The 18,577-nt window shown below is 70.6% G+C and carries 18 protein-coding genes and 1 pseudogene; 11 read left to right on the forward strand and 8 right to left on the reverse strand.

Annotated elements, in window-relative coordinates; all coding sequences use genetic code 11:
• Positions 1-35: 35 nt before the first annotated feature.
• The 3 genes from QE452_RS01275 to QE452_RS01285 are packed head-to-tail and all read right to left on the reverse strand — an operon-like array spanning position 36 to position 3,073.
• Positions 36-905 carry a class I SAM-dependent methyltransferase gene (locus QE452_RS01275; protein WP_309658343.1) on the reverse strand — a complete coding sequence of 290 codons (870 nt, stop codon included), beginning with the start codon at positions 903-905 and terminating at the stop codon, positions 36-38.
• Positions 902-2,302: a threonine synthase gene (thrC, locus tag QE452_RS01280; RefSeq protein ID WP_309658344.1), complete on the reverse strand. Its 1,401-nt coding sequence runs from the start codon at positions 2,300-2,302 to the stop codon at positions 902-904. Before thrC ends, QE452_RS01275 begins: the two co-directional genes overlap by 4 nt.
• Positions 2,303-2,350: 48 nt before the next feature.
• Complete coding sequence (locus tag QE452_RS01285) at positions 2,351-3,073, reverse strand: M15 family metallopeptidase (protein ID WP_309658345.1); 723 nt, start codon at positions 3,071-3,073, stop codon at positions 2,351-2,353.
• A gap of 50 nt (positions 3,074-3,123) precedes the next feature.
• Here QE452_RS01285 and QE452_RS01290 point away from each other — a divergent pair, with 50 nt between their 5' ends.
• The 4 genes from QE452_RS01290 to QE452_RS01305 all read left to right on the forward strand — a co-directional run bounded on the left by QE452_RS01290 (position 3,124) and on the right by QE452_RS01305 (position 5,237).
• On the forward strand, positions 3,124-3,798 hold the full coding sequence (locus QE452_RS01290) for an RNA pseudouridine synthase (RefSeq protein WP_309658346.1): 675 nt from the start codon (positions 3,124-3,126) through the stop codon (positions 3,796-3,798).
• 6 nt (positions 3,799-3,804) lie between these two features.
• The gene (gene arfB / locus QE452_RS01295) at positions 3,805-4,227 is read left to right on the forward strand and encodes an alternative ribosome rescue aminoacyl-tRNA hydrolase ArfB (RefSeq protein WP_309658347.1); all 423 of its coding nucleotides are present in this window, start codon (positions 3,805-3,807) and stop codon (positions 4,225-4,227) included.
• Between the two features lie 40 nt (positions 4,228-4,267).
• Positions 4,268-4,747 (forward strand): GAF domain-containing protein, encoded by a 480-nt coding sequence (locus tag QE452_RS01300; protein ID WP_309658348.1) that lies wholly within the window; start codon positions 4,268-4,270, stop codon positions 4,745-4,747.
• A 112-nt stretch (positions 4,748-4,859) separates the two neighbouring features.
• Positions 4,860-5,237, forward strand: coding sequence for a hypothetical protein (locus QE452_RS01305; protein WP_309729491.1), 378 nt, complete (start codon positions 4,860-4,862; stop codon positions 5,235-5,237).
• Here the strand turns inward: QE452_RS01305 and QE452_RS01310 are convergent.
• Positions 5,218-6,498 carry a M28 family metallopeptidase gene (locus QE452_RS01310; RefSeq protein WP_309658350.1) on the reverse strand — a complete coding sequence of 427 codons (1,281 nt, stop codon included), beginning with the start codon at positions 6,496-6,498 and terminating at the stop codon, positions 5,218-5,220. The two genes, QE452_RS01305 and QE452_RS01310, sit on opposite strands and share 20 nt — an antisense overlap.
• A gap of 68 nt (positions 6,499-6,566) precedes the next feature.
• The gene (locus tag QE452_RS01315; protein ID WP_309658351.1) at positions 6,567-7,022 is read right to left on the reverse strand and encodes a universal stress protein; all 456 of its coding nucleotides are present in this window, start codon (positions 7,020-7,022) and stop codon (positions 6,567-6,569) included.
• A gap of 111 nt (positions 7,023-7,133) precedes the next feature.
• Between QE452_RS01315 and QE452_RS01320 the strand changes: the two genes are divergently transcribed.
• From QE452_RS01320 to QE452_RS01350, 7 genes and pseudogenes are all read left to right on the forward strand, one after another.
• On the forward strand, positions 7,134-8,492 hold the full coding sequence (locus QE452_RS01320; RefSeq protein ID WP_309658352.1) for a pyruvate dehydrogenase complex dihydrolipoamide acetyltransferase: 1,359 nt from the start codon (positions 7,134-7,136) through the stop codon (positions 8,490-8,492).
• 23 nt (positions 8,493-8,515) lie between these two features.
• Entirely contained in the window at positions 8,516-8,740 is a 225-nt protein-coding gene (locus QE452_RS01325; protein ID WP_309658353.1) for a hypothetical protein, read from the forward strand.
• The gene (locus tag QE452_RS01330) at positions 8,737-9,129 is read left to right on the forward strand and encodes an acyl-CoA thioesterase (protein ID WP_125994886.1); all 393 of its coding nucleotides are present in this window, start codon (positions 8,737-8,739) and stop codon (positions 9,127-9,129) included. The genes QE452_RS01325 and QE452_RS01330 overlap by 4 nt, the downstream gene beginning before the upstream one ends.
• 130 nt (positions 9,130-9,259) lie before the next feature.
• Positions 9,260-10,673: pseudogene (gene lpdA, locus QE452_RS01335) on the forward strand (dihydrolipoyl dehydrogenase).
• Positions 10,674-10,722: 49 nt separating this feature from the next.
• Positions 10,723-12,084 carry a hypothetical protein gene (locus QE452_RS01340; RefSeq protein WP_309730485.1) on the forward strand — a complete coding sequence of 454 codons (1,362 nt, stop codon included), beginning with the start codon at positions 10,723-10,725 and terminating at the stop codon, positions 12,082-12,084.
• A 69-nt stretch (positions 12,085-12,153) separates the two neighbouring features.
• Positions 12,154-13,248, forward strand: a complete 1,095-nt coding sequence (locus tag QE452_RS01345) for a catalase family protein (RefSeq protein ID WP_309658356.1) — start codon at positions 12,154-12,156, stop codon at positions 13,246-13,248.
• Positions 13,249-13,279: 31 nt separating this feature from the next.
• Positions 13,280-14,059 carry a metallophosphoesterase gene (locus QE452_RS01350; protein ID WP_309658357.1) on the forward strand — a complete coding sequence of 260 codons (780 nt, stop codon included), beginning with the start codon at positions 13,280-13,282 and terminating at the stop codon, positions 14,057-14,059.
• Positions 14,060-14,077: 18 nt separating this feature from the next.
• Here QE452_RS01350 and QE452_RS01355 read toward each other — a convergent pair whose 3' ends face one another.
• Genes QE452_RS01355 through QE452_RS01365 form a run of 3 tightly spaced genes read right to left on the reverse strand, consistent with a single transcriptional unit; the run spans position 14,078 to position 18,497 of the window.
• A complete protein-coding gene (locus tag QE452_RS01355) occupies positions 14,078-14,638 on the reverse strand; it encodes an alpha/beta hydrolase (protein ID WP_309658358.1) in 561 nt (186 codons plus the stop codon).
• 59 nt (positions 14,639-14,697) lie between these two features.
• Positions 14,698-15,363, reverse strand: a complete 666-nt coding sequence (locus tag QE452_RS01360; RefSeq protein WP_309658359.1) for an HAD family hydrolase — start codon at positions 15,361-15,363, stop codon at positions 14,698-14,700.
• On the reverse strand, positions 15,360-18,497 hold the full coding sequence (locus QE452_RS01365; protein ID WP_309658615.1) for a helicase-related protein: 3,138 nt from the start codon (positions 18,495-18,497) through the stop codon (positions 15,360-15,362). Before QE452_RS01365 ends, QE452_RS01360 begins: the two co-directional genes overlap by 4 nt.
• Positions 18,498-18,577 lie beyond the last annotated feature (80 nt).

Genomic DNA, 18,577 nt, shown 5'->3' on the forward strand with positions numbered 1-18,577 from the left:
GCCGCTGCTATCGGTCAGGGCCAGCCGCCACGCGCTCAGCGGGACCAGCGCGCCCAGATCGCGGTCGGCAGCGTCAGCCCGCGCGCCTCCTCGCGCACGCCCAGCTCACCCGCCTCGACCGTGCCGGGCAGGTCGGCGAAGAGCTGGCGCAGCATCTCGCCGATCGCCAGCGCCGACATCCGCACCGCATAGACGGTGAGGAACAGGAAGCGCGAATTCTCGTCCAGCAACTGGCGGCAATCGGCGATCAGGCGCGGCAGATCCTCCTCCAGCCGCCAAATCTCGCCCTCCGGCCCGCGGCCATATTTGGGCGGGTCGAGCAGGATGCCGTCATAGCGCCGGCCGCGCCGCACCTCGCGTGCGGTGAACTTGGCGGCGTCGTCGATGATCCAGCGCACCGGCGCGGCGTCCAGCCCGGACAGCGCGGCATTGGCGCGCGCCGCCTCCACCGATTTCTTGGAGGCATCGACATGCACCATCCGCGCGCCCTTGCTCGCCAGCGACAGCGTGCCGACGCCGGTATAGCCGAACAGGTTCATGCAGTCGGGCGTTTCCAGCCCGTCCAGCCGCTCGCGCATCCAGCTCCACACCGGCGCCATGTCCGGGAAGAAGCCGAGATGGCGGAAGGGGGTGGTCTGCGCGGTGAACCGCACATCGTCCCAGCGCATGCCCCAGCCGTCGCGCGGCACCGGCTGGTTGAACTGCCAGCGGCCGCCGCCCTCCTCGTCGGAGCCGGGCACGAACTCGCCGTCGAACGTCCAGTCGGGCTTGGCCGGCGCCCACATGGCCTGCGGCTCGGGCCGGACAAAGCGGAAGCGGCCATAGCGTTCCAGCTTGCGGCCATGGCCGCTATCGACCAGTCCGTAATCGGCCCAGGGCTCCCCGATCAGCGTGCCGAGCATCATGCGGACGGCGTGGCGTGTTCGGCGATGAAGCCGGCGATGGTCGAAAGGTCGGCGGGCAGGCTGGTATAGCGTTCCTCGCGATCGAACAGGTCGCCGACCCGCGCCGGCAGCGTCGGCCGGCTGCCGACCGCCCGCTCCACCGCATCGCCGAACTTCGCCGGATGCGCGGTGGCGAGCGTCACCATCGGCGCATCGACCGCCGTCGCGACGCGACGCGCGGCGGCCAGGCCGATCGCGGTGTGCGGATCGATCACCTGGCCGGCCGCCTCCGACGCCCAGCGCATCGCCATCGTCATCTCGTCGGCATCGACCCGCTCGCTGGTGAACAGCGCCGCCGCGCCCTCGCGCTGCGCATTGGTCAGGCGGAGCGCGCCGTCCCGTTCGAAGCCCTGCATCTGCGCGGCCAGCGCCGCGCCGTCGCGCCCGCCCAGGTCGAACAACAGCCGTTCGAAATTGGACGACACCTGGATGTCCATCGACGGCGTCGCGGTCTGCTGCACGCCCGCCTTGGAATAGTCGCCGGCCGACAGGGCGCGGTGGAGGATGTCGTTGACATTGGTCGCCACCACCAGCTTGGCGACCGGCAGGCCCATCTTCGCCGCGACATAGCCGGCGAAGACGTCGCCGAAATTGCCCGTCGGCACCGAGAAGGCGACCGCCCGTTCCGGCGCGCCGAGGCGGACGGCGGCGTAGAAATAATAGACCACCTGCGCCATCAGCCGCGCCCAGTTGATCGAGTTGACCGCCGACAGCGCATAGCGATCCGCCATCGCCCGGTCGGCGAAGGCGGCCTTCACCAGCGCCTGGGCCTGGTCGAAATCGCCGTCGATCGCGATGTTGAAGACATTGGGGGCCAGCACCGTCGTCATCTGGCGCCGCTGCACCTCCGACACGCGGCCCATCGGGTGGAGCATGAAGATGTCGACGCCCGCGCGGCCCGCCACCGCGTCGATCGCCGCCGACCCGGTGTCGCCGCTGGTCGCGCCGATGATCGTCAGATGCTTGTCGGTGCCGGTCAGGAACCGCTCGAAGAACAGGCCGAGCAGTTGCAGCGCCACGTCCTTGAACGCCAGGGTCGGCCCGTGGAACAGCTCCAGCAGCCACTGGTCATGGTCGAGCTGGACCAGCGGCGTCACCGCCGCGTGCGAGAAGCGGCCATAGGCGGTCTCGCACAGCGCGCGGAGGTCGTCCGCGCCCAGCGCATCGCCGACGAACGGCGCCATCACCCGTGCCGCCGTCTCCGCATAGGAAAGGCCGGCGAGCGCCGCGATCGAATCGCGGTCGAGCGTCGGCCAGGTCTCGGGCACGTAAAGTCCGCCATCGGCGGCGAGCCCGGCGAGCGTGGCGGCCCGGAAATCGACGATCGGCGCGGTGCCGCGAGTGCTGATATAGCGCATGGCCCTGCCGCTAACGCCTGTCCGCCGACACGACAAGCAAGCGCTGGTTCAGCGACGCCGCTTTTTCCTTGTCGGCGGCGGAGAGGCGCGGACGGGCGGAGCGGGCTGGCTGCTCAGGCGCAGGTCGAGCGGCGGGTAGATGCCCGGATCGGCCGGGTAGCTGGCACGCGCCCTGGCGAACAGGAAGCGCGCGCGCGCCGCGCCCGGCGTGGCGGCGGTAGTGCCGACCCAGCGCCAGTGCCACGGCTCCCATTTCACATTCTGCTGGTTGCCCGGCGGAAAGCTGAGCTCGAAGCCATAGCTTGGCGCATGGTCGTGCAGCCAGCGCGCCTGCGGCGTGGCGGCCATGCACGCCTCCGCATCGGGACAGCCGTGCGAGGGGCGCACCGCGAAGTCGAGCGCGAAGCCGGTGCTATGCTCGCTATGCCCCGGCGGCGCGACCGAGATCGCCCGGTCCGCCGCGGTCGGCCCCGCGCCGCCCCGCGCGAACACGCTGCCCTGGCGCAGCACGCCGCGGTGGCAGGACAGGCCGCGGATCGCGCCCGGCCCCAGGGCGGCGTCGGCGGCGGCGATCAGCCGGGTCAGGTCGGGGATCACCTCGCGCCGGAGCATGCAGGCGTGGATGCCGAAGCCGGGCGGAGCCGCGACCAGGTCGCCCGGCGGCGCGTCGCCATAGCGGAAATGGCCGTAGAGCCGTCCGTCCGTCGCGACCGGATCGACGGCGGGCAGGGCGGCGGGCGTCACCGCCTGGGCGAGCAGAAAGGCGAGCATGGCCGCGCGCCTCTGGCATGGGCGTCACGGCGGTGGCAAGGACCGCAGTCATGGACCCCGAACGTATCCTTTTCATCGACGGCGAGGCGCTCGTCATCGACAAGCCCGCCGGCCTGCCCGTCGATCCGCCGCGCGACGGCACCATCAGCCTGGAGAACCATCTCGAATCCTTGCGCTTCGGCTTCCAGCGCTGGCCGACGCCGGTGCACCGGCTGGACCGCGACACCAGCGGCTGCCTGCTGCTCGCGCGCAATCCCAAGGCGGGGGCGCGATTCCAGCAGGCGTTCGAGAATGGGACGGTCGAGAAACGCTATCTGGCGGTGCTGGACGGGGTGGTGACCGGCGACGGCCTGATCGACCTGCCGCTCGCCAAGGTCAGCAGCGCCGAGTCGGGCTGGCGGATGGTCGGCGATCCCGCCGGCAAGGCGTCGCGCACCCACTGGCGCGCGCTGGCGGAACAGGATGGCCGCACCCTGGTCGAGTTCCGGCCGGAGACGGGGCGCACGCACCAGATCCGCGTCCACGCCGCCAGCGGCCTGAACGTGCCGGTGGTCGGCGACCCCGTCTATGGCCGCGCGCGCCGGGTGGCGGCGAACCAGGCGGGCGGGCAGGGCATGTTGCTCCACGCCGCCGAACTGGTCGTGCAGCGGCCGGGCAAGGACCCGATCACGGCTACCGCGCCGCTGCCCGAGCGATTCGGAGCCTGGCCCGTCCTGGCGGGTTGAACCGCGATGGTTGGCATTCCCGTCACCCGCGCGATCTGGATCGACAGCGACGAGCTGCACGAATCCTATACCCGCGCCTCCGGGCCGGGCGGGCAGCATGTGAACACCACCGACAGCGCGGTGCTGCTGCGCTTCGACGTAGCGAACTCGCCCAGCCTGCCCGATGCGGTGAAGGCGCGGCTGGCGGTGCTGGCGGGATCGCGGCTGACCCGCGACGGCGTGCTGGTGCTACGCAGCGAGGGCGCGCGCTCGCAACTGCTCAACCGGCAGGAGGTGCGCGAGCGGTTGATCGAGCTGATCCGCGAGGCGACGATCGTGCCCAAGAAACGCCGCCCGACCAAGCCGACCCGCGCCTCCCAGACCCGCCGGGTCGAGGGCAAGGCGCGGCGCTCGGCGGTCAAGGCGGGGCGCGGCCGGGTGCGCGACTGACCGGCTGGCGGTCCTTCGTGCCGGTCCCTAGATAGGTGGGATGTACCAGTTCGACATTTCGTCCGGCAGCAAGGCGGACCTCTATCATGACCTCCACGCGGCGCTCGACGCGCTGACCGCCGGCGAGGCCGATGCGGTCGCCAACATGGCCAATGCCTCGGCCTTGCTGTGGCAATATCTGCCCGACCTGAACTGGGCGGGATTCTATCGCATGGTCGCGGGCGAGCTGGTGCTCGGGCCGTTCCAGGGCAAGGCGGCGTGCATCCGCATCCCGCTCGGCAAGGGCGTGTGCGGCACCGCCGCCGCCAGCGGCGAGACGCAGGTGGTGGCCGATGTCCACGCCTTTCCCGGCCATATCGCCTGCGACGCGGCCAGCCGGTCCGAACTGGTCGTGCCGATCCTCCGCGACGGCGCGGTGCTGGGCGTGATCGACCTGGACAGCCCGGAACCCGGCCGCTTCGACGCGGAGGATGCCGCTGGCTGCGAGGCGCTGGCGGCGCTGCTCTCGACGCGTCTCTGAACGCCGCCGTTTGCGGGGCGACTGGCGGTTCCTTGCCCCGGATCGGGACCGCCGTCGCGCTTCCCCCGTGCCGCGGGCGCGTTACAATTCTGCGTCGCAACGGGATCGCAGGATGAGGCGCATGAAGGGGAAATGCTGGAGCCTGATGGCGCTGTTGGTGGCCACCCCGGCGATGGCGCAGCAGGCCGGACCGCCACCGCCGCCTCCGCCGGGCGGGCAGGCCGGCTATCCCGTGCCGCCGGTCGTCGTGCTGCTCGATTGGCGGGGCGAGCCGGTCGAGCCGCCACCCCTGGCACCGCCACCGCTGCCCGAGGTGCGCTCCGGCCGGCGGGATGCGACGCCCGGCGCGACCGTCACCACCACGACCGCGGCGACCGGTTCCCGGACGCGCGCGGCGGACGACGGGACGACGACCATGACGACCGACATCTATGCCGATCCGTCGCCGCCGCGCCGTCCGCGTCGCGCGGTCAGCGGCCGCCGAAGGTGACCAGGCTCTCCGACCCGTCCGCCGCCAGCGCCGACACGCCGACGACGTGATCGTCGACCGGCACCTGCGCCAGCAGCGTCCTGGTGTCGGTCACGTCGCGGCTCTCGGTCCAGTCGGTCCGGTCGTTGCGCCGCCAATGGACGCGGTAGCCGGTCGCGCCCGGCACGGCCGGCCAGCTCACCTGGGTGTCGCGGGACAGGGCACCCGAGATCGTCACGCTGGCGGGCGCGGCGGGGGCGCCGGCCAGCCGGGCGAGCGTCGCGACGTTGATCGCCGTCACCTTGGCCAGATAGGGGAAGTCCATCCGGTCGATCGTGTCGCCATAGACCACGCCCTTTTCGGTGCGCAGGTCCTGATGCTGCGCGTCCCAATTCTCGTTGGCGACGGAGAATCGCACCGCCGGATAGCCGAGCTTCAGGAACGGCTCGTGATCGCCGCCGCGCCCGAATCGGTCGGGCCGCCGGTCGAGGAACACGTCGAGCCCGTACCGGCCACGCGTCGCGACGCCGTCGATCGCCTTGGCGAGCGCGCGGCTGGGGCCGTCATCCTCGCCGCCATTGCCGCGTCGGACCATCTGCTGCGCCTCGTCCTCCGATGAGCGGATGCCCTCGGAAAAGACGCGGACCCAGCGCGACTCGCGCACATTGCCCTGGCCGATGGTGTTGCCGACGATGTCGTTGTTGAGCATCGCTGACACCTGCCAGCCGCGCGCCTTGGCCGTGTCCGCCAGCAGCGTCGCGCCCCACAAGCCCTGTTCCTCGCCGGAAAACACCGCATAGACGATGGTCGCGTCGAACGTCCGGCGCGACAGGATGCGCGCTGCCTCCAGCACCAGGGCGACGCCCGAGGCATCGTCGTTCGCGCCGGGGGCGTCGCTGGTCGCGTCCATCACGTCGGTGACGCGGCTGTCGATATGCGCGCCGACGATCACCACCCGGTCGGGATCGCGGCCGCGCTGGATGCCCAGCACGTCCTGCACCACCACGCCGGTCGGCGCGCGCGGGCCGGTGAAGCTCCGCTCGATCCGCTCGACCGTGATGCACCCGCCACAGCCGCGCGCGATCTCCGCGAAGCGCCCGGCGGCCCAGTCGCGCGCCGCGCCGATGCCCCGCTTCGGATCGGTGGTGGTGGAGGCGGTGTGCCGCGTCCCGAAGCCGACCATCGCGGCGACATCGGCCTTGAGGCGCTCGGGGGAAGGGGCAGGGGAGGGGGCGGGCGCGGCGGCGGCGGCGGCCGCGGCGAGGGCGAGGAGGATGGGCATGGGACCAGGACATGCCGCAGCCTGATCCGACGCTCAAGTCGTTGCGATCAGGGCCGCCTTCCGCCGGATCAGCTCAGCCGGTCGATCTGCTCTGGGGTCAGCGATCCGGGGATGATCATGACCGGCACCGGCAGCGCGCCCGCATCGGTGCCGGCGAAATGGCTGATCAGCACGCCTGGCGCACCGGTCGGGGCCGCGCCCAGCACCAGCGCGGCGATCTGCGGATCGGCGTCGATGATCTCGCGGATCACCTTGGGCGCGTCGCCCTCGCGCACCGTGATGGTGGGGCGCAGGCCCGATTCGCGGACGATCGCGCCGGCCGCCACGCCGACCACCGCCTCGGCCTGCTGGCGCGCTTCCGCCTCCATCGTCGCCTGCACGCCGCCGAACGCGATGAATTCCTGCGGCGGCAGGATCGACAGGATATTGACGCCGCCGCCCGTCTTCACGGCGCGACGCGCGGCGAAACGCAAGGCGATCTCCGCCTCCGGACTGTCGTCGACCACCACCAGATAGATGCGCATATGGCCAGGGTGTGGGGCTTGGACGGATGCGACGCAAGGGGCGTCGGGCTTGACCCGGCGGCCTGACGCGGCAAGAGACGGTCGCCGCTACGGAATGCCTTGAGGACCTTCATGTCGATCGAGATCAAGATGCCCGCGCTTTCGCCGACGATGGAGGAAGGCACGCTTGCCAAATGGTTGGTGAAGGAAGGGGACACCGTCAAATCCGGCGACATCATGGCCGAGATCGAGACGGACAAGGCCACGATGGAGTTTGAGGCGGTGGATGAGGGCGTGATCGCCAAGATCCTGATCGCCGAGGGCAGCGACAATGTGAAGGTCGGTACCGTCATCGCGATCCTGGCCGAGGAGGGCGAGGATGCCGCGTCGGTGCAGGCGCCGACCAAGTCGGAAACGCCCGCCCCCGCCAAGCCGATGCCGACCGACCCGACCGATCCCAACAAGACCGGCAGCGAGGCCAAGCCGTTCGACCGCACGGTCGAGCAGGCCGAGGATCACGGCAAGCCCGCCCTGTCCGACGATTCGGGCAGCCGGACCGGCAATGGCCGCGCCATCGCCAGCCCGCTCGCCCGCCGCATCGCCGCGCAGAAGGGCCTGGACCTGTCCAGCCTGACCGGCTCGGGTCCGAACGGCCGCATCGTCAAGGCGGATGTCGAGGCCGCCAAGCCGGGCGCTGCCCCCGCCAAGACCGCATCCGCGCCCGCGACGCAGCCCGCCGCCGAGGCACCGGCCGCCGCTGCGGCACCGGCCCCCGCGCCCAAGCCCGCCGCCGTGCCGGATATCCCGCACGAGGCGACCAAGCTCAGCAACATGCGCAAGACGATCGCGCGCCGCCTGACCGAATCGAAGCAGCAGGTGCCGCACATCTACCTGACGGTGGACGTGCGCCTCGACGCGCTGCTCAAGCTGCGCGGCGAGCTGAACGCGTCGCTGGCCAGCCGCGGCGTCAAGCTGTCGGTCAACGACATGCTGGTGAAGGCGCTGGGCGTGTCGCTGATGGCGGTGCCCAAGTGCAACGTGATGTTCACGCCCGACCAGCTGATCAGCTTCAAGCGCGCCGATATCTCGGTCGCGGTGTCGACGCCCTCGGGCCTGATCACGCCGATCGTGACCGAGGCGGACACGCGCTCGCTGTCCTCCATCTCGACCGCGGTGAAGGACCTGGCCGCCCGGGCCCGCGACAACAAGCTGAAGCCCGAGGAATTCCAGGGCGGCACCGCCTCCATCTCGAACATGGGCATGTTCGGGATCAAGCAGTTCGAGGCGGTCATCAACCCGCCCCAGGGCATGATCCTGGCGATCGGCGCGGGCGAGAAGCGTCCCTATGTCATCGACGACCAGCTCGCCGTGGCGACCGTGATGTCGGCGACCGGCAGCTTCGACCACCGCGCGATCGACGGGGCCGATGGCGCCGAGCTGATGAAGGTGTTCAAGGAGCTGGTCGAGAATCCGCTGGGGATGCTGGCCTGAGGCTGATGGAAGGACAAGGGACGGTGGGCCGGCGGACGCTGATCGAAATCTTCTTCATCGTTGCCGGCCTGGTGATGGCGGGGCTGCTGACCCATGCCGCGATCTGGGCCTATCCGCTGGGACGCGAGCCGATCCTGTGGAGCGGGATCGGCGGCATGGTCGCGACGGTGGCGATGGGGCTGACCCCGTTGCGCCGCGCGATCCGGCTCGACCGGGCCGCGCCTGACCGACGGGGAGAAGGCGCATGACGATGCTGCCCGATCGCCCGCCGACGATCCGCGTCACCGCCATGCCCGCCGATGCCAATCCCTATGGCGATATCTTCGGCGGCTGGCTGATGGGCCATATGGACCTGGCGGCGGGTTCGGTCGCCTCGCATCATTCGGGCGGCCGCGCGGTCACCGTCGCGGCGGAAGGGATGAAGTTCCACCGCCCGGTCGTGATCGGCGACGAGATGTCGGTCTATGCGACGCTGGTCGCGACCGGCAACACGTCGATGACGATCGAGGTCGAGGCATGGCGACGCGGCCGGCACAGCGACGAGGCCTATATGGTGACCCAGGCGCGCTTCGTGTTCGTCGCGATCGGCGAGGATCGCCAGCCGCGCCGCGTGCCTCCCATGGTCGCCGGGGCCTGAGACTTACCGCCTGACGGGGTGGATGCGGTCGCTGCGCCACGACGCTGGGGCAGGGGCGCATCGGACGGACTATCAACATCGGCCCGGCCCAGCCGCACCGCGCGGCGACCGGCCCAAACGGGATCAGATCATGGCAGACACTTTCGACCTCATCGTTCTCGGCTCGGGCCCGGGCGGCTATGTCGCGGCGATCCGCGCCTCGCAGCTCGGCATGAAGGTGGCGATCGTCGAGCGCGAGCGGCTGGGCGGCATCTGCCTCAACTGGGGCTGTATCCCGACCAAGGCGCTGCTGCGCACGTCGGAAGTCTATCACTATATGACCCATGCCGAATCCTACGGCCTGTCGTGCGAGAAGCCGGGTTTCGACCTGGCCAAGATCGTCGACCGCAGCCGCAAGGTGGCGGGCCAGCTGAATGCCGGCGTCAAGGGCCTGATGAAGAAGAACAAGGTCCAGGTGTTCGAGGGCGTCGGCACGCTGGCGGGCAAGGGCAAGCTGACGGTCAAGCAGGGCGACAAGACGGTCGAACTGGCCGCCAAGAACATCATCGTCGCCACCGGCGCGCGCGCGCGCGACCTGCCCTTCGCCAAGGCGGACGGCAAGCGCGTCTGGACCTATCGCCACGCGATGGTGCCGGAGGTGATGCCGACCAAGCTGCTGGTCATCGGATCGGGCGCGATCGGCGTGGAGTTCGCCAGCTTCTACAACGACATGGGTGCGGACGTTACGATCGTCGAGATGCTGCCGCGCATCCTGCCGGTCGAGGATGAGGAGGTTTCGGCCTTCATGGACAAGGCGCTGACCAAGCAGGGCATCAAGATCCTGACCGGTGCCGGCGTCGAGAAGATCGAGAGCGGCGCCAACGCGGTCAAGGCGGCGATCAAGGGCAAGGACGGCAAGGTGACCGAGGCCGAGTACAGCCACGTCATCGTCGCGATCGGCATCGTCCCCAATACCGAGACGATCGGGCTGGAGTCGCTGGGCGTGAAGACCGAGCGCGGCCACATCGTCACCGACGGCTATGGCAAGACCAATGTCGATGGCATTTGGGCGATCGGCGACGTCACCGGCGCGCCCTGGCTGGCGCACAAGGCGAGCCATGAGGGCGTGATCGCGGTCGAGAAGATCGCGCAGCTCGCCGGCAACACGGATGTCCATCCCCATGCTATGGACAAGGGCAACATCCCCGGCTGCACCTATTCGCGTCCGCAGGTCGCCTCGGTCGGCATGACCGAGGCCAAGGCCAAGGGGGCGGGGCATGAGGTGAAGGTGGGCAAGTTCCCCTTCATCGGCAACGGCAAGGCGATCGCGCTCGGCGAGGCCGAGGGTTTCGTGAAGACGGTGTTCGACGCCAAGACCGGCGAACTGCTCGGCGCGCACATGGTGGGCGCGGAAGTGACCGAGCTGATCCAGGGCTATGTCGTCGCCCCGCCAGCTGGAGACGACCGAGACCGAGCTGATGCAGACGGTGTTCGCGCACCCGACGCTGAGCGAGATGATGCACGAAAGCGTGCTCGCCGCTTATGGCCGCGCCATCCACATCTGATCCAGATCGGCCCGGTGTCACCGGGCCGATCCTGCTCGCCGCCGGCCTGGTGCTGGCGGCGGTCCTGGTCTTCTGGCCGGGAATCGCGACCTATGACAGCGTGGTGCAATATGCGCAGCCGCTGTCGGGTCGCTATGACGACTGGCATCCACCGGTCATGGCGCGGCTCTGGTCGCTGACCCTCTACCTGAGCAGCGGGGCGGGGCCGCTGCTGGCATTGCAGATGGCCGGTTACGGGCTCGGCCTGGGGCTGATCGCCGGGCGGATGCGCCGTCTCGGCCGGCCGCGCGCGGCGCTGGCGGTGCTGCTGATCGGGCTGTGGCCGCCCTTTCTGGGCTGGCAGGCGGTGGTGCTGAAGGACGCGCAGATGCTGGGCGCGCTGCTGGCGGCGGTCGGGCTGATCGTCGCGGCACCGGGCCGGCCGGCGATCTGGCAAAGGCGGGTGGCGATCGGCGTGGCCGCGGTGCTGCTGCTCTATGCGCTGCTGGTACGGGCCAATGCCGTGTTCTCGGTGGCACCGTTGATCGCGATGCTGGTGCCGCTCCGCTCGGCGCGGTCGCGCATCCTGCTCGGCGTCGGGCTGGTCGCGGCGACGCTGGCGCTGTCGCCTGCGATCAACCACCGGCTGCTGGGGGCGACCGAGAGTCGCGTCACCGCCACCCAGCCGCTCTACGATCTTGCCGGCATCGCGGTGCGCGTCGGGCCGCAGGCGGCGATCGGCTTCACCCCGGCGGAGACGCGGGGGCTGATCGCGCGTCACTGCGTCCGCCCCTTTTTCTGGGACCCGCTGGACGACGACAGCCGCTGCGCCGGCATCGCCAGCCGGCTGTTCGCCCTGCCGTCCAGCCGGATCTATCCGATGCTGGCGGAGGCGGCCGTGCGGCACCCGCTCGCCTATCTGGCGCAGCGGCTGGCGCATCTCAATTCGACCATGCGCTGGTGGGTGCCCGCCGGCTGGATCAACGCCGCGCCGCCGCTGGGGGGCGAAGCGAACGATCTGGGGCTGGCGCAGCCGGGCCGGGCGGCGGTCGCCTGGGAAAGGCTGGCGGGCTGGCTGTCCGACTGGCCGACGGGATGGCCGATCGTCTGGATCGTGGTGGCGGCGACCATGCTGGCCGCGACCCGCCGGTCGCAAGATCCCGAGTTGCGGCTGCCGCGCGCGCTGCTGGTCTCGGCGCTGGCGCTGGAGGCGAGTTTCGCCGCGTTCAGCATCGCGTCGGACCTGCGCTATCATCTCTGGCCGATGATCGCGACCGCCCTTGCCATGTCGACCCTTCCGCCGGGCAGCGTGGTCGACCGGCGCGTCCTGCGCGGCGGCGCGGCCGTGCTGATACTGGTCCTGATCGTCGGGCTGGCCGCGCGGCTGACGCTGCCCACGCCGCCCGGTGATTATGCCGGCATGATGGGATAGCGGCGATGGAACGACCTGGATCGGCAAAGGGTTTGTAGCGCCATCCTTTTCGCAAGTGAGATACCGGTCATGACCCTCAACGCCCCGACCCGCTACACGCCCGATGTCGAGGACGTACAGCCGGACGAGGGGGAGGTGGTCGACCGGTTGAAGGAATCCTTCCGCCACATCCTCGACACCACGTCCCGGGATTATGGTCACGCCGTCCGCTCGGTCCATGCCAAGGCGCATGGCATCGCGAAGGGCACGCTGACGGTGCATCCCGGCCTGCCGCCGGAACTGGCGCAGGGGCTGTTCGCCAAGCCCGGCGACCATGAGGCGATCTTTCGCATCTCCACCAATCCCGGCGACATATTGGACGACGAGATCGGCCTGCCGCGTGGGCTGGCGCTCAAGATATTGGGGGTGGAGGGCGACCGCCTGCCCGGCTCCGAGGGCGACACGGTGCAGGACTTCATCATGGTCAACGGCCCGGTCTTCGCCGCGCCGGACGCCAAGGCCTTCGCCAAGAACCTCAAACTGCTCGCCGCGACGACCGACAAGGCGGAAGGGGCGAAGAAGGTCTTCTCGCACCTCCTGCGTGCGGTCGAAGCCCCGCTGGAGGCGATCGGCCTGCCCTCGACGACGCTCAAGCAAATGGGCGGCGCGCCGAACACGCATCCGCTGGGCGAGACCTATTTCTCGGCGACGCCGTACCGGTTCGGCGATTACATCGCGAAGCTGGCGCTGTTCCCGGTCAGCCCGGCGCTGACCCGGCTGACCGGTGAGGTCGTCTCGACGCGCGGCCGGCCGGATGCGCTGCGCGAAGAGGTCAATGCAGTGCTGGCCGGGCAGGGCGGCCGCTGGGAATTGCGCGTCCAGCTCAACCGCGACCTGGAGACGATGCCGATCGAGGACGCGACGGTCGAATGGAAGGAGGCGGACAGCCCGTTCCTGACGGTCGCGACCTTGTCCGTCGAGCCGCAGGCAAGCTGGACGGAGGGAGCGTCCGAGCCGGTGGACGATGCGCTGTCCTACAATATCTGGAACGGCATCGTCGCGCATCAGCCGCTCGGCAACGTCAACCGCGCGCGGCGCGAGACCTATCGTTTCTCGGCGGAGTATCGTGGGCGGTTCAACGGCTGCCCGATCCATCAGCCCCGTCATCTCGCCGACCTGCCTTGACCGGCGCGGCCGCCATCGGAAAGGGTCGCCCATGACCAAACTTTTCCACGTCAGCGACGTCCATTTCGGCAAGGAAGACCCCTCCGCCATCACCTGGTTCGCGGAGCGGGTGGCGGCGGAGAAGCCCGACGCCGTGATCATGACCGGCGACCTGACGATGCGCGCGCGTACGCACGAGTTCGAGGCGGGCGGCGCTTGGCTGAAGAGTCTGGCCGCGCCGGTGACGGTCGAGATCGGCAATCACGACATCCCCTATTATTGGGACCCGATCCGGCGCTTCCTGGCACCCTATAGCCGCTATGCCGCGATCGAACGGATGATCGAGCGGCCGCTGGCCCTGTCCGGCGTGACGATCGTGCCGCTGAAGACGATCGCGCGCGCGCAATGGCGGATGAACTGGTCAAAGGGCTATGTCGGCCGCTCGTCGCTGCGCCGGGCGCTGGCGCTGATCGCCGACGCGCCCAAGGGCAATCTGATCTTCGTCGCCGCGCATCATCCGCTGATCGAGGGCGGCACCAAGGGCACGGCGCGTACCTATCGCGGTGAGGAGGCGCTTCAGGAACTGGCGGCGGCGGGGGCCCATGCGGTGCTGTCGGGCCATGTCCACGACCCGTTCGACATTCCTGTCGAGCGGGCCGGGCGGACGATCCGGATGATCGGTGCGGGCACCCTGTCCAAGCGGACGCGCAACAGCCCGCCGGGATTCAACGAGATCCGCGTGATGGGCAACCGATTCGAGACGCTGGCGCGGACCCAGAGCCCGGAGCCGGTGCATCGGCTGGGGGCGAGCCGGACGGCCGATTTGGTCTAGCGACGCCCGCCCGGCCGATCATCCCCCGCCGAAGCGTGCTTGTGCGCGGGCGATATCCTGCTCGACGATCTGTCGGGTCAGGCGCTGGAACAGGCGCTGCGCATTGTGCCAAGGCGCGGTGCCGCTGGCGCGACCGGGCTGGCGATGGCGGGTGACGATTCGACTGCCCCATTCGGCCGTCTCGGCAGCAGGCGCGGCGGCATCGCCCGGTCGCACGATCAGCGAGGGAAAGGGCAGCCGGGTACGCGGAGCGGCGAAGCCGCTGTCCGCGACCTCGCCCGAGGGAAAGAGCAGCGCGCCGGCGATCCGATCGACATAATCGGTCGGCGACAATCGCGCCCACCAGGCGCTGGCCGCGCAGCCGATGCCGTCCGCGACCAGCAACACCGCGCGGTCGGCGTCGCGCACCACCCGGTCGAGCTTGGCGGCCCAGATGGTGCGATCCTCGGCCGACCGAATCGGCAAATGCGCCGCGCCGCTGGAGGGCCAGCCGAACATCCGCTGCCAGGCGGGGGGCGGCCCCTCCGAATCGAAGATGGTGACGATCGAGAATCGGTCCTGCGCGACGGTGGCGATCATGCGGCATCTCCCTCGTCTGCGGATTAGGCCTTGGATGGGCGCAGGACGCAAGGGCCGTTTCAGGCCGCCAGCAGCGATCCGTCGTAATCGGCGAGCAATGCGGCGACATCGTCATAGATCGCCGCCGCCCCGGCTCCAGTCAGCGCCGCGTCGGAAAAGCCGCCCGAGCGCAGGCCGATGGCCGGAATACCGCATTTGGTCGCCGCCTCCATGTCATAGGGCGTGTCGCCCAGCACGATCGCGGCTTCGGGCGGCAGCGGCGCGACCGACTGCAACGCGGTGGCGAAGATGTCCGGCGCAGGCTTGGTCCGCTCGACATCGTCGGCGCTGGTGCTGGCGTCGATCAGGTCGTGCACGTCGATCAGCGCGATATAATGGTCGAGTTCCACCTTGGACGCGGAGGAGGCGAGCACCACGCGCCGGCCATCGCCATGGACCCGCGCGATCAGGTCGCGCGCGCCGGGAAAGGCGCGCACCGCGTCCAGATGCTCCGCCTGGAAGATGCGGCCATGCGCCTCGCCCAGGGCCTCCTGCTCGGCATCGTCGCTGTCGGGCAGCAGGGTGGGGACCAGCATGTCGGTGCCCTTGCCGATCTGGTCGTGGATGGTCTGGCGGTCGAAGCTGTGCCCCGCCTCGGCAAAGGCGCGTTCCCAGGCTAGGATATGCGCGTCGTTGCTGTCGACCAGCGTGCCGTCGATGTCGAACAGGATCGCCTTGGGGGTCATGATGCGCCTTTCGGTTGGGGAGGATCGAAGCCGTCGAGGAGCGCCTCGATCCGGTCGAGTCGGTCGTGCGGATCGTCGATCCGCTCGGACAGGAGCAGGCGGCCGTTCTTCTCGACCAGCCCCGCTGGGATGGAGTCGGGCCGATGCCGGGGGGTGAGGGCGATGGCGGCGGGGCCGGCATCGATCCGGGCGATATCGGCGCCGTGCGCCGCGACCCGGATGCGCGCGATCGCCAGCAACAGGCGCACTGGATCGGGCAGTTCGCCGAACCGGTCCTCCCATTCGTCCGCCAGCGCATCCAGCCCGGCCATGTCCTCGACCCGCGCCAGCCGCGCATAGTTGGTGACGCGCAGTTCCTGCTCGGGCATCCACGCCTCGGCCAGCCGCCCGTCGATGCCGAGATTGAGTTCGGGGCTCCAGCGCTCCACCGTCTCGCCGCGCGCGGTCCGCAACGCGCTTTCGAGCAGATGCTGGTAGAGGTCGATGCCGATCAGCTTCATATGCCCGGCCTGCGTCTCGCCCAGCAGGTCGCCCGCCCCGCGCATGTCGAGGTCGCGCGCGCTGATCGCGAAGCCCGCGCCCAGCCGGTCGAACGCCTCCAGCGTCTTGAGCCGCTTCAGCGTGCGCGGCGCGATGCTGGCATCGGGATCGGTCAGCAGCAGCACCTGGCCGCGCCGCGCGCCGCGCCCGACCCGGCCACGCAACTGGTGGAGCTGCGACAGGCCGAACCGGTCGGCGCGCCAGATCGCCATGGTGTTGGCGCGCGGCACGTCGAGCCCCGCCTCGATGATATTGGTGGCGAGCAGCACGTCGCCGTCCCCGGCGGCGAAGCGGACCATCGCCTCGTCGATATCGGCGGCGGGCATCTTGCCATGCGCCTGGACGATCTCGAGTTCCGGCACGGCGCGCGCCAGCTTCTCGGCGATCGGTCCCATATCCTCGATGCGCGGCACCACGACGAAGCTCTGCCCGCCGCGACTCCGCTCGCGGAGCAGCGCGGTGCGCAGGGTGGCCGGGTCGAATGCGCCGACGCTGGTGCGGATCGGCTGGCGGCGCGCGGGCGGGGTGGCGATGACGGAGAGCTGTTGCAGCCCGATCAGCGCGGTCTGAAGCGTGCGCGGGATCGGCGTGGCGCTCAGCGTCAGGACATGGCCAGCGCACAGATCGCGCAGCCGCGCCTTGTCCGCCGCGCCGAAACGCTGTTCCTCGTCGATGATGACCAGCGCCAGATCGGCATAGGTCACGCCCTTGGCCCCGACCGCGCCGGTGCCGACGACGACGCGGATCGATCCATCGGCGAGGCCGGCTTTGACCCGCTTGCGCTCGGCCGTGCCGGTCAGGCGCGACAGGCCGGCGACGGCGATGCCGCTCTCCTCCAGCCGCTCGGTGAAGCTCAGCAGATGCTGGCGAGCGAGCACCGTGGTCGGCGCGGCGATCGCGACCTGGCGGCCGGCCAGCGCGGCCAGCGCGGCGGCGCGGAGCGCCACCTCGGTCTTGCCATAGCCGACATCGCCGATCACCAGCCGGTCCATCGGCCGGCCGCTCGCCAGGTCGGCGCGCACCGCCGCGATGGCGCGCGCCTGGTCGGGCGTCTCGCCATAGGGGAAGCCGGCGGCGAAACGCTCATAGGCCGCCGGGTCCGGCTCCAGCACCGGTGCGGTGCGGCTGGCGCGCTCCGCCGCCAGGTCGGTCAGCGCGCGGGCGCTTTCCGCCACCGCCGCGTCGATCGCGCCGCGCCGCTTGTGCCAGCTCGCACCGTCGAGCCGGTCGAGCGTCACCGCCTCGGCATCCGCGCCGTAGCGCCAGATCCGGTCCGCCTCCGCCACCGGCACCAGCCGCTGCCCGCCATCGGCATAGGTCAGCGCGATGGCGTCGCCGCCCGTCTCCGCCAGCGCCTCCAGCCCGGCGACGATCGCCAGGCCGTGATCCTCGTGCACCACGACATCGCCGACGCGGATCTCGCCATAGTCGAACAGGGCGGAGTCGGCCGTGGCGGCGTCCTGGTCGTCGCGCTCGGCGCGGCTGCCGAGCAGGTCGGCGGCGGCGACGGCGAGCACGCCGTCACAATGGAAACCGCGATCGGCGGCGAGCGGCAGGGCGAGCAGCGATCCCGGTTCCGCATCGCGCACCGCCTGCCACGAATCGACATCGGTCACCGCCAGTTTCAACGTGCGGGCGACGCGGCGGCGCAGGAACCGCACGTCGCGCGGGCTGCCGAGCAGCACCAGCCGCTCGCCCGCGTCCAGGGCGTCGCGCGCGGCCTTGGCGAAGGCGCGCAACGGCGCCTTGCGCTCGACGAAACGCGGCGGCGGTTCGGCGAAGCGTTCGACCGGCGGCAGGGTGCGGTCGCCGACCGCCCGGGTCCAGCGGGCGTCGCTGACCGTATCGGCACCGGCACGCTTGGGGCGGCGGCGGGCGGCATCGGCGGCGAGCGCCAGGAAGCGGGTACGCCGTTCCTCCGCCGCCGGCTCCACGCCGATCCGGGCGTCGGGCAGATGGTCGGCCAGCGTCATGCCCTTGCCCGACAGATCCGGTTCGGACACGCGGCCCAGCTCGCGCCGCTCGACGGTGCCGATGGTGCGCTGGTCGGTTGGATCGAAGCAGCGCAGCGATTCGATACGGCCCTCGACCGCCTCGATCCGCAGCGGCTCCAGCGAATCGGCGGGAAAGATGTCGAGCACCTGTCCACGCAGCGCGACCTCGCCCGGCTCGTCGACCCGTTCGTCCGCGACATAGCCGATCCCGGTCAGTTCCCCGAACAGCGCCTCCAGGTCCACCGTCGCGCCCCGTTCGACCACCGGTGGTGCGGCGGAGAAGGCGGCGGGTTCGGGATAGGCCTGGGCCAGCGCCTCGCCGGTGGTGATGCAGGCGACGGGGCGCGTCTCTCCCGACTGGGTGCGGCGATAGAGGCGGCCGAGCGCCGCCACCCGCTGCCCGACATTGGCGGGGGAGGCGGGCGCGGCTTCGCCTGGCAGCGCGTCGCTGCCGGGGCAGAACAGGACCTCCGCCTCCGGCGCGGCGATCGACAGGGCGCGGGTCAGCGCGATGGCGCGGACGTCGTCCGCCACCGCATAGAGGATGTCTCCCTCCGCCAGCCGCTGGGTCAGGGCGGCGGCGATCTCCGCGACCGGCAGTATGGGTTCGGGGGCGGGCTGCGACTGTGACAGGCGACGATCCTCTCGAAGCGGGGGAAGGAGCAGAAGGGCCCGGACGG

This window comes from Sphingomonas sp. SORGH_AS_0438, assembly GCF_031453475.1.
Taxonomy (GTDB): domain Bacteria; phylum Pseudomonadota; class Alphaproteobacteria; order Sphingomonadales; family Sphingomonadaceae; genus Sphingomonas.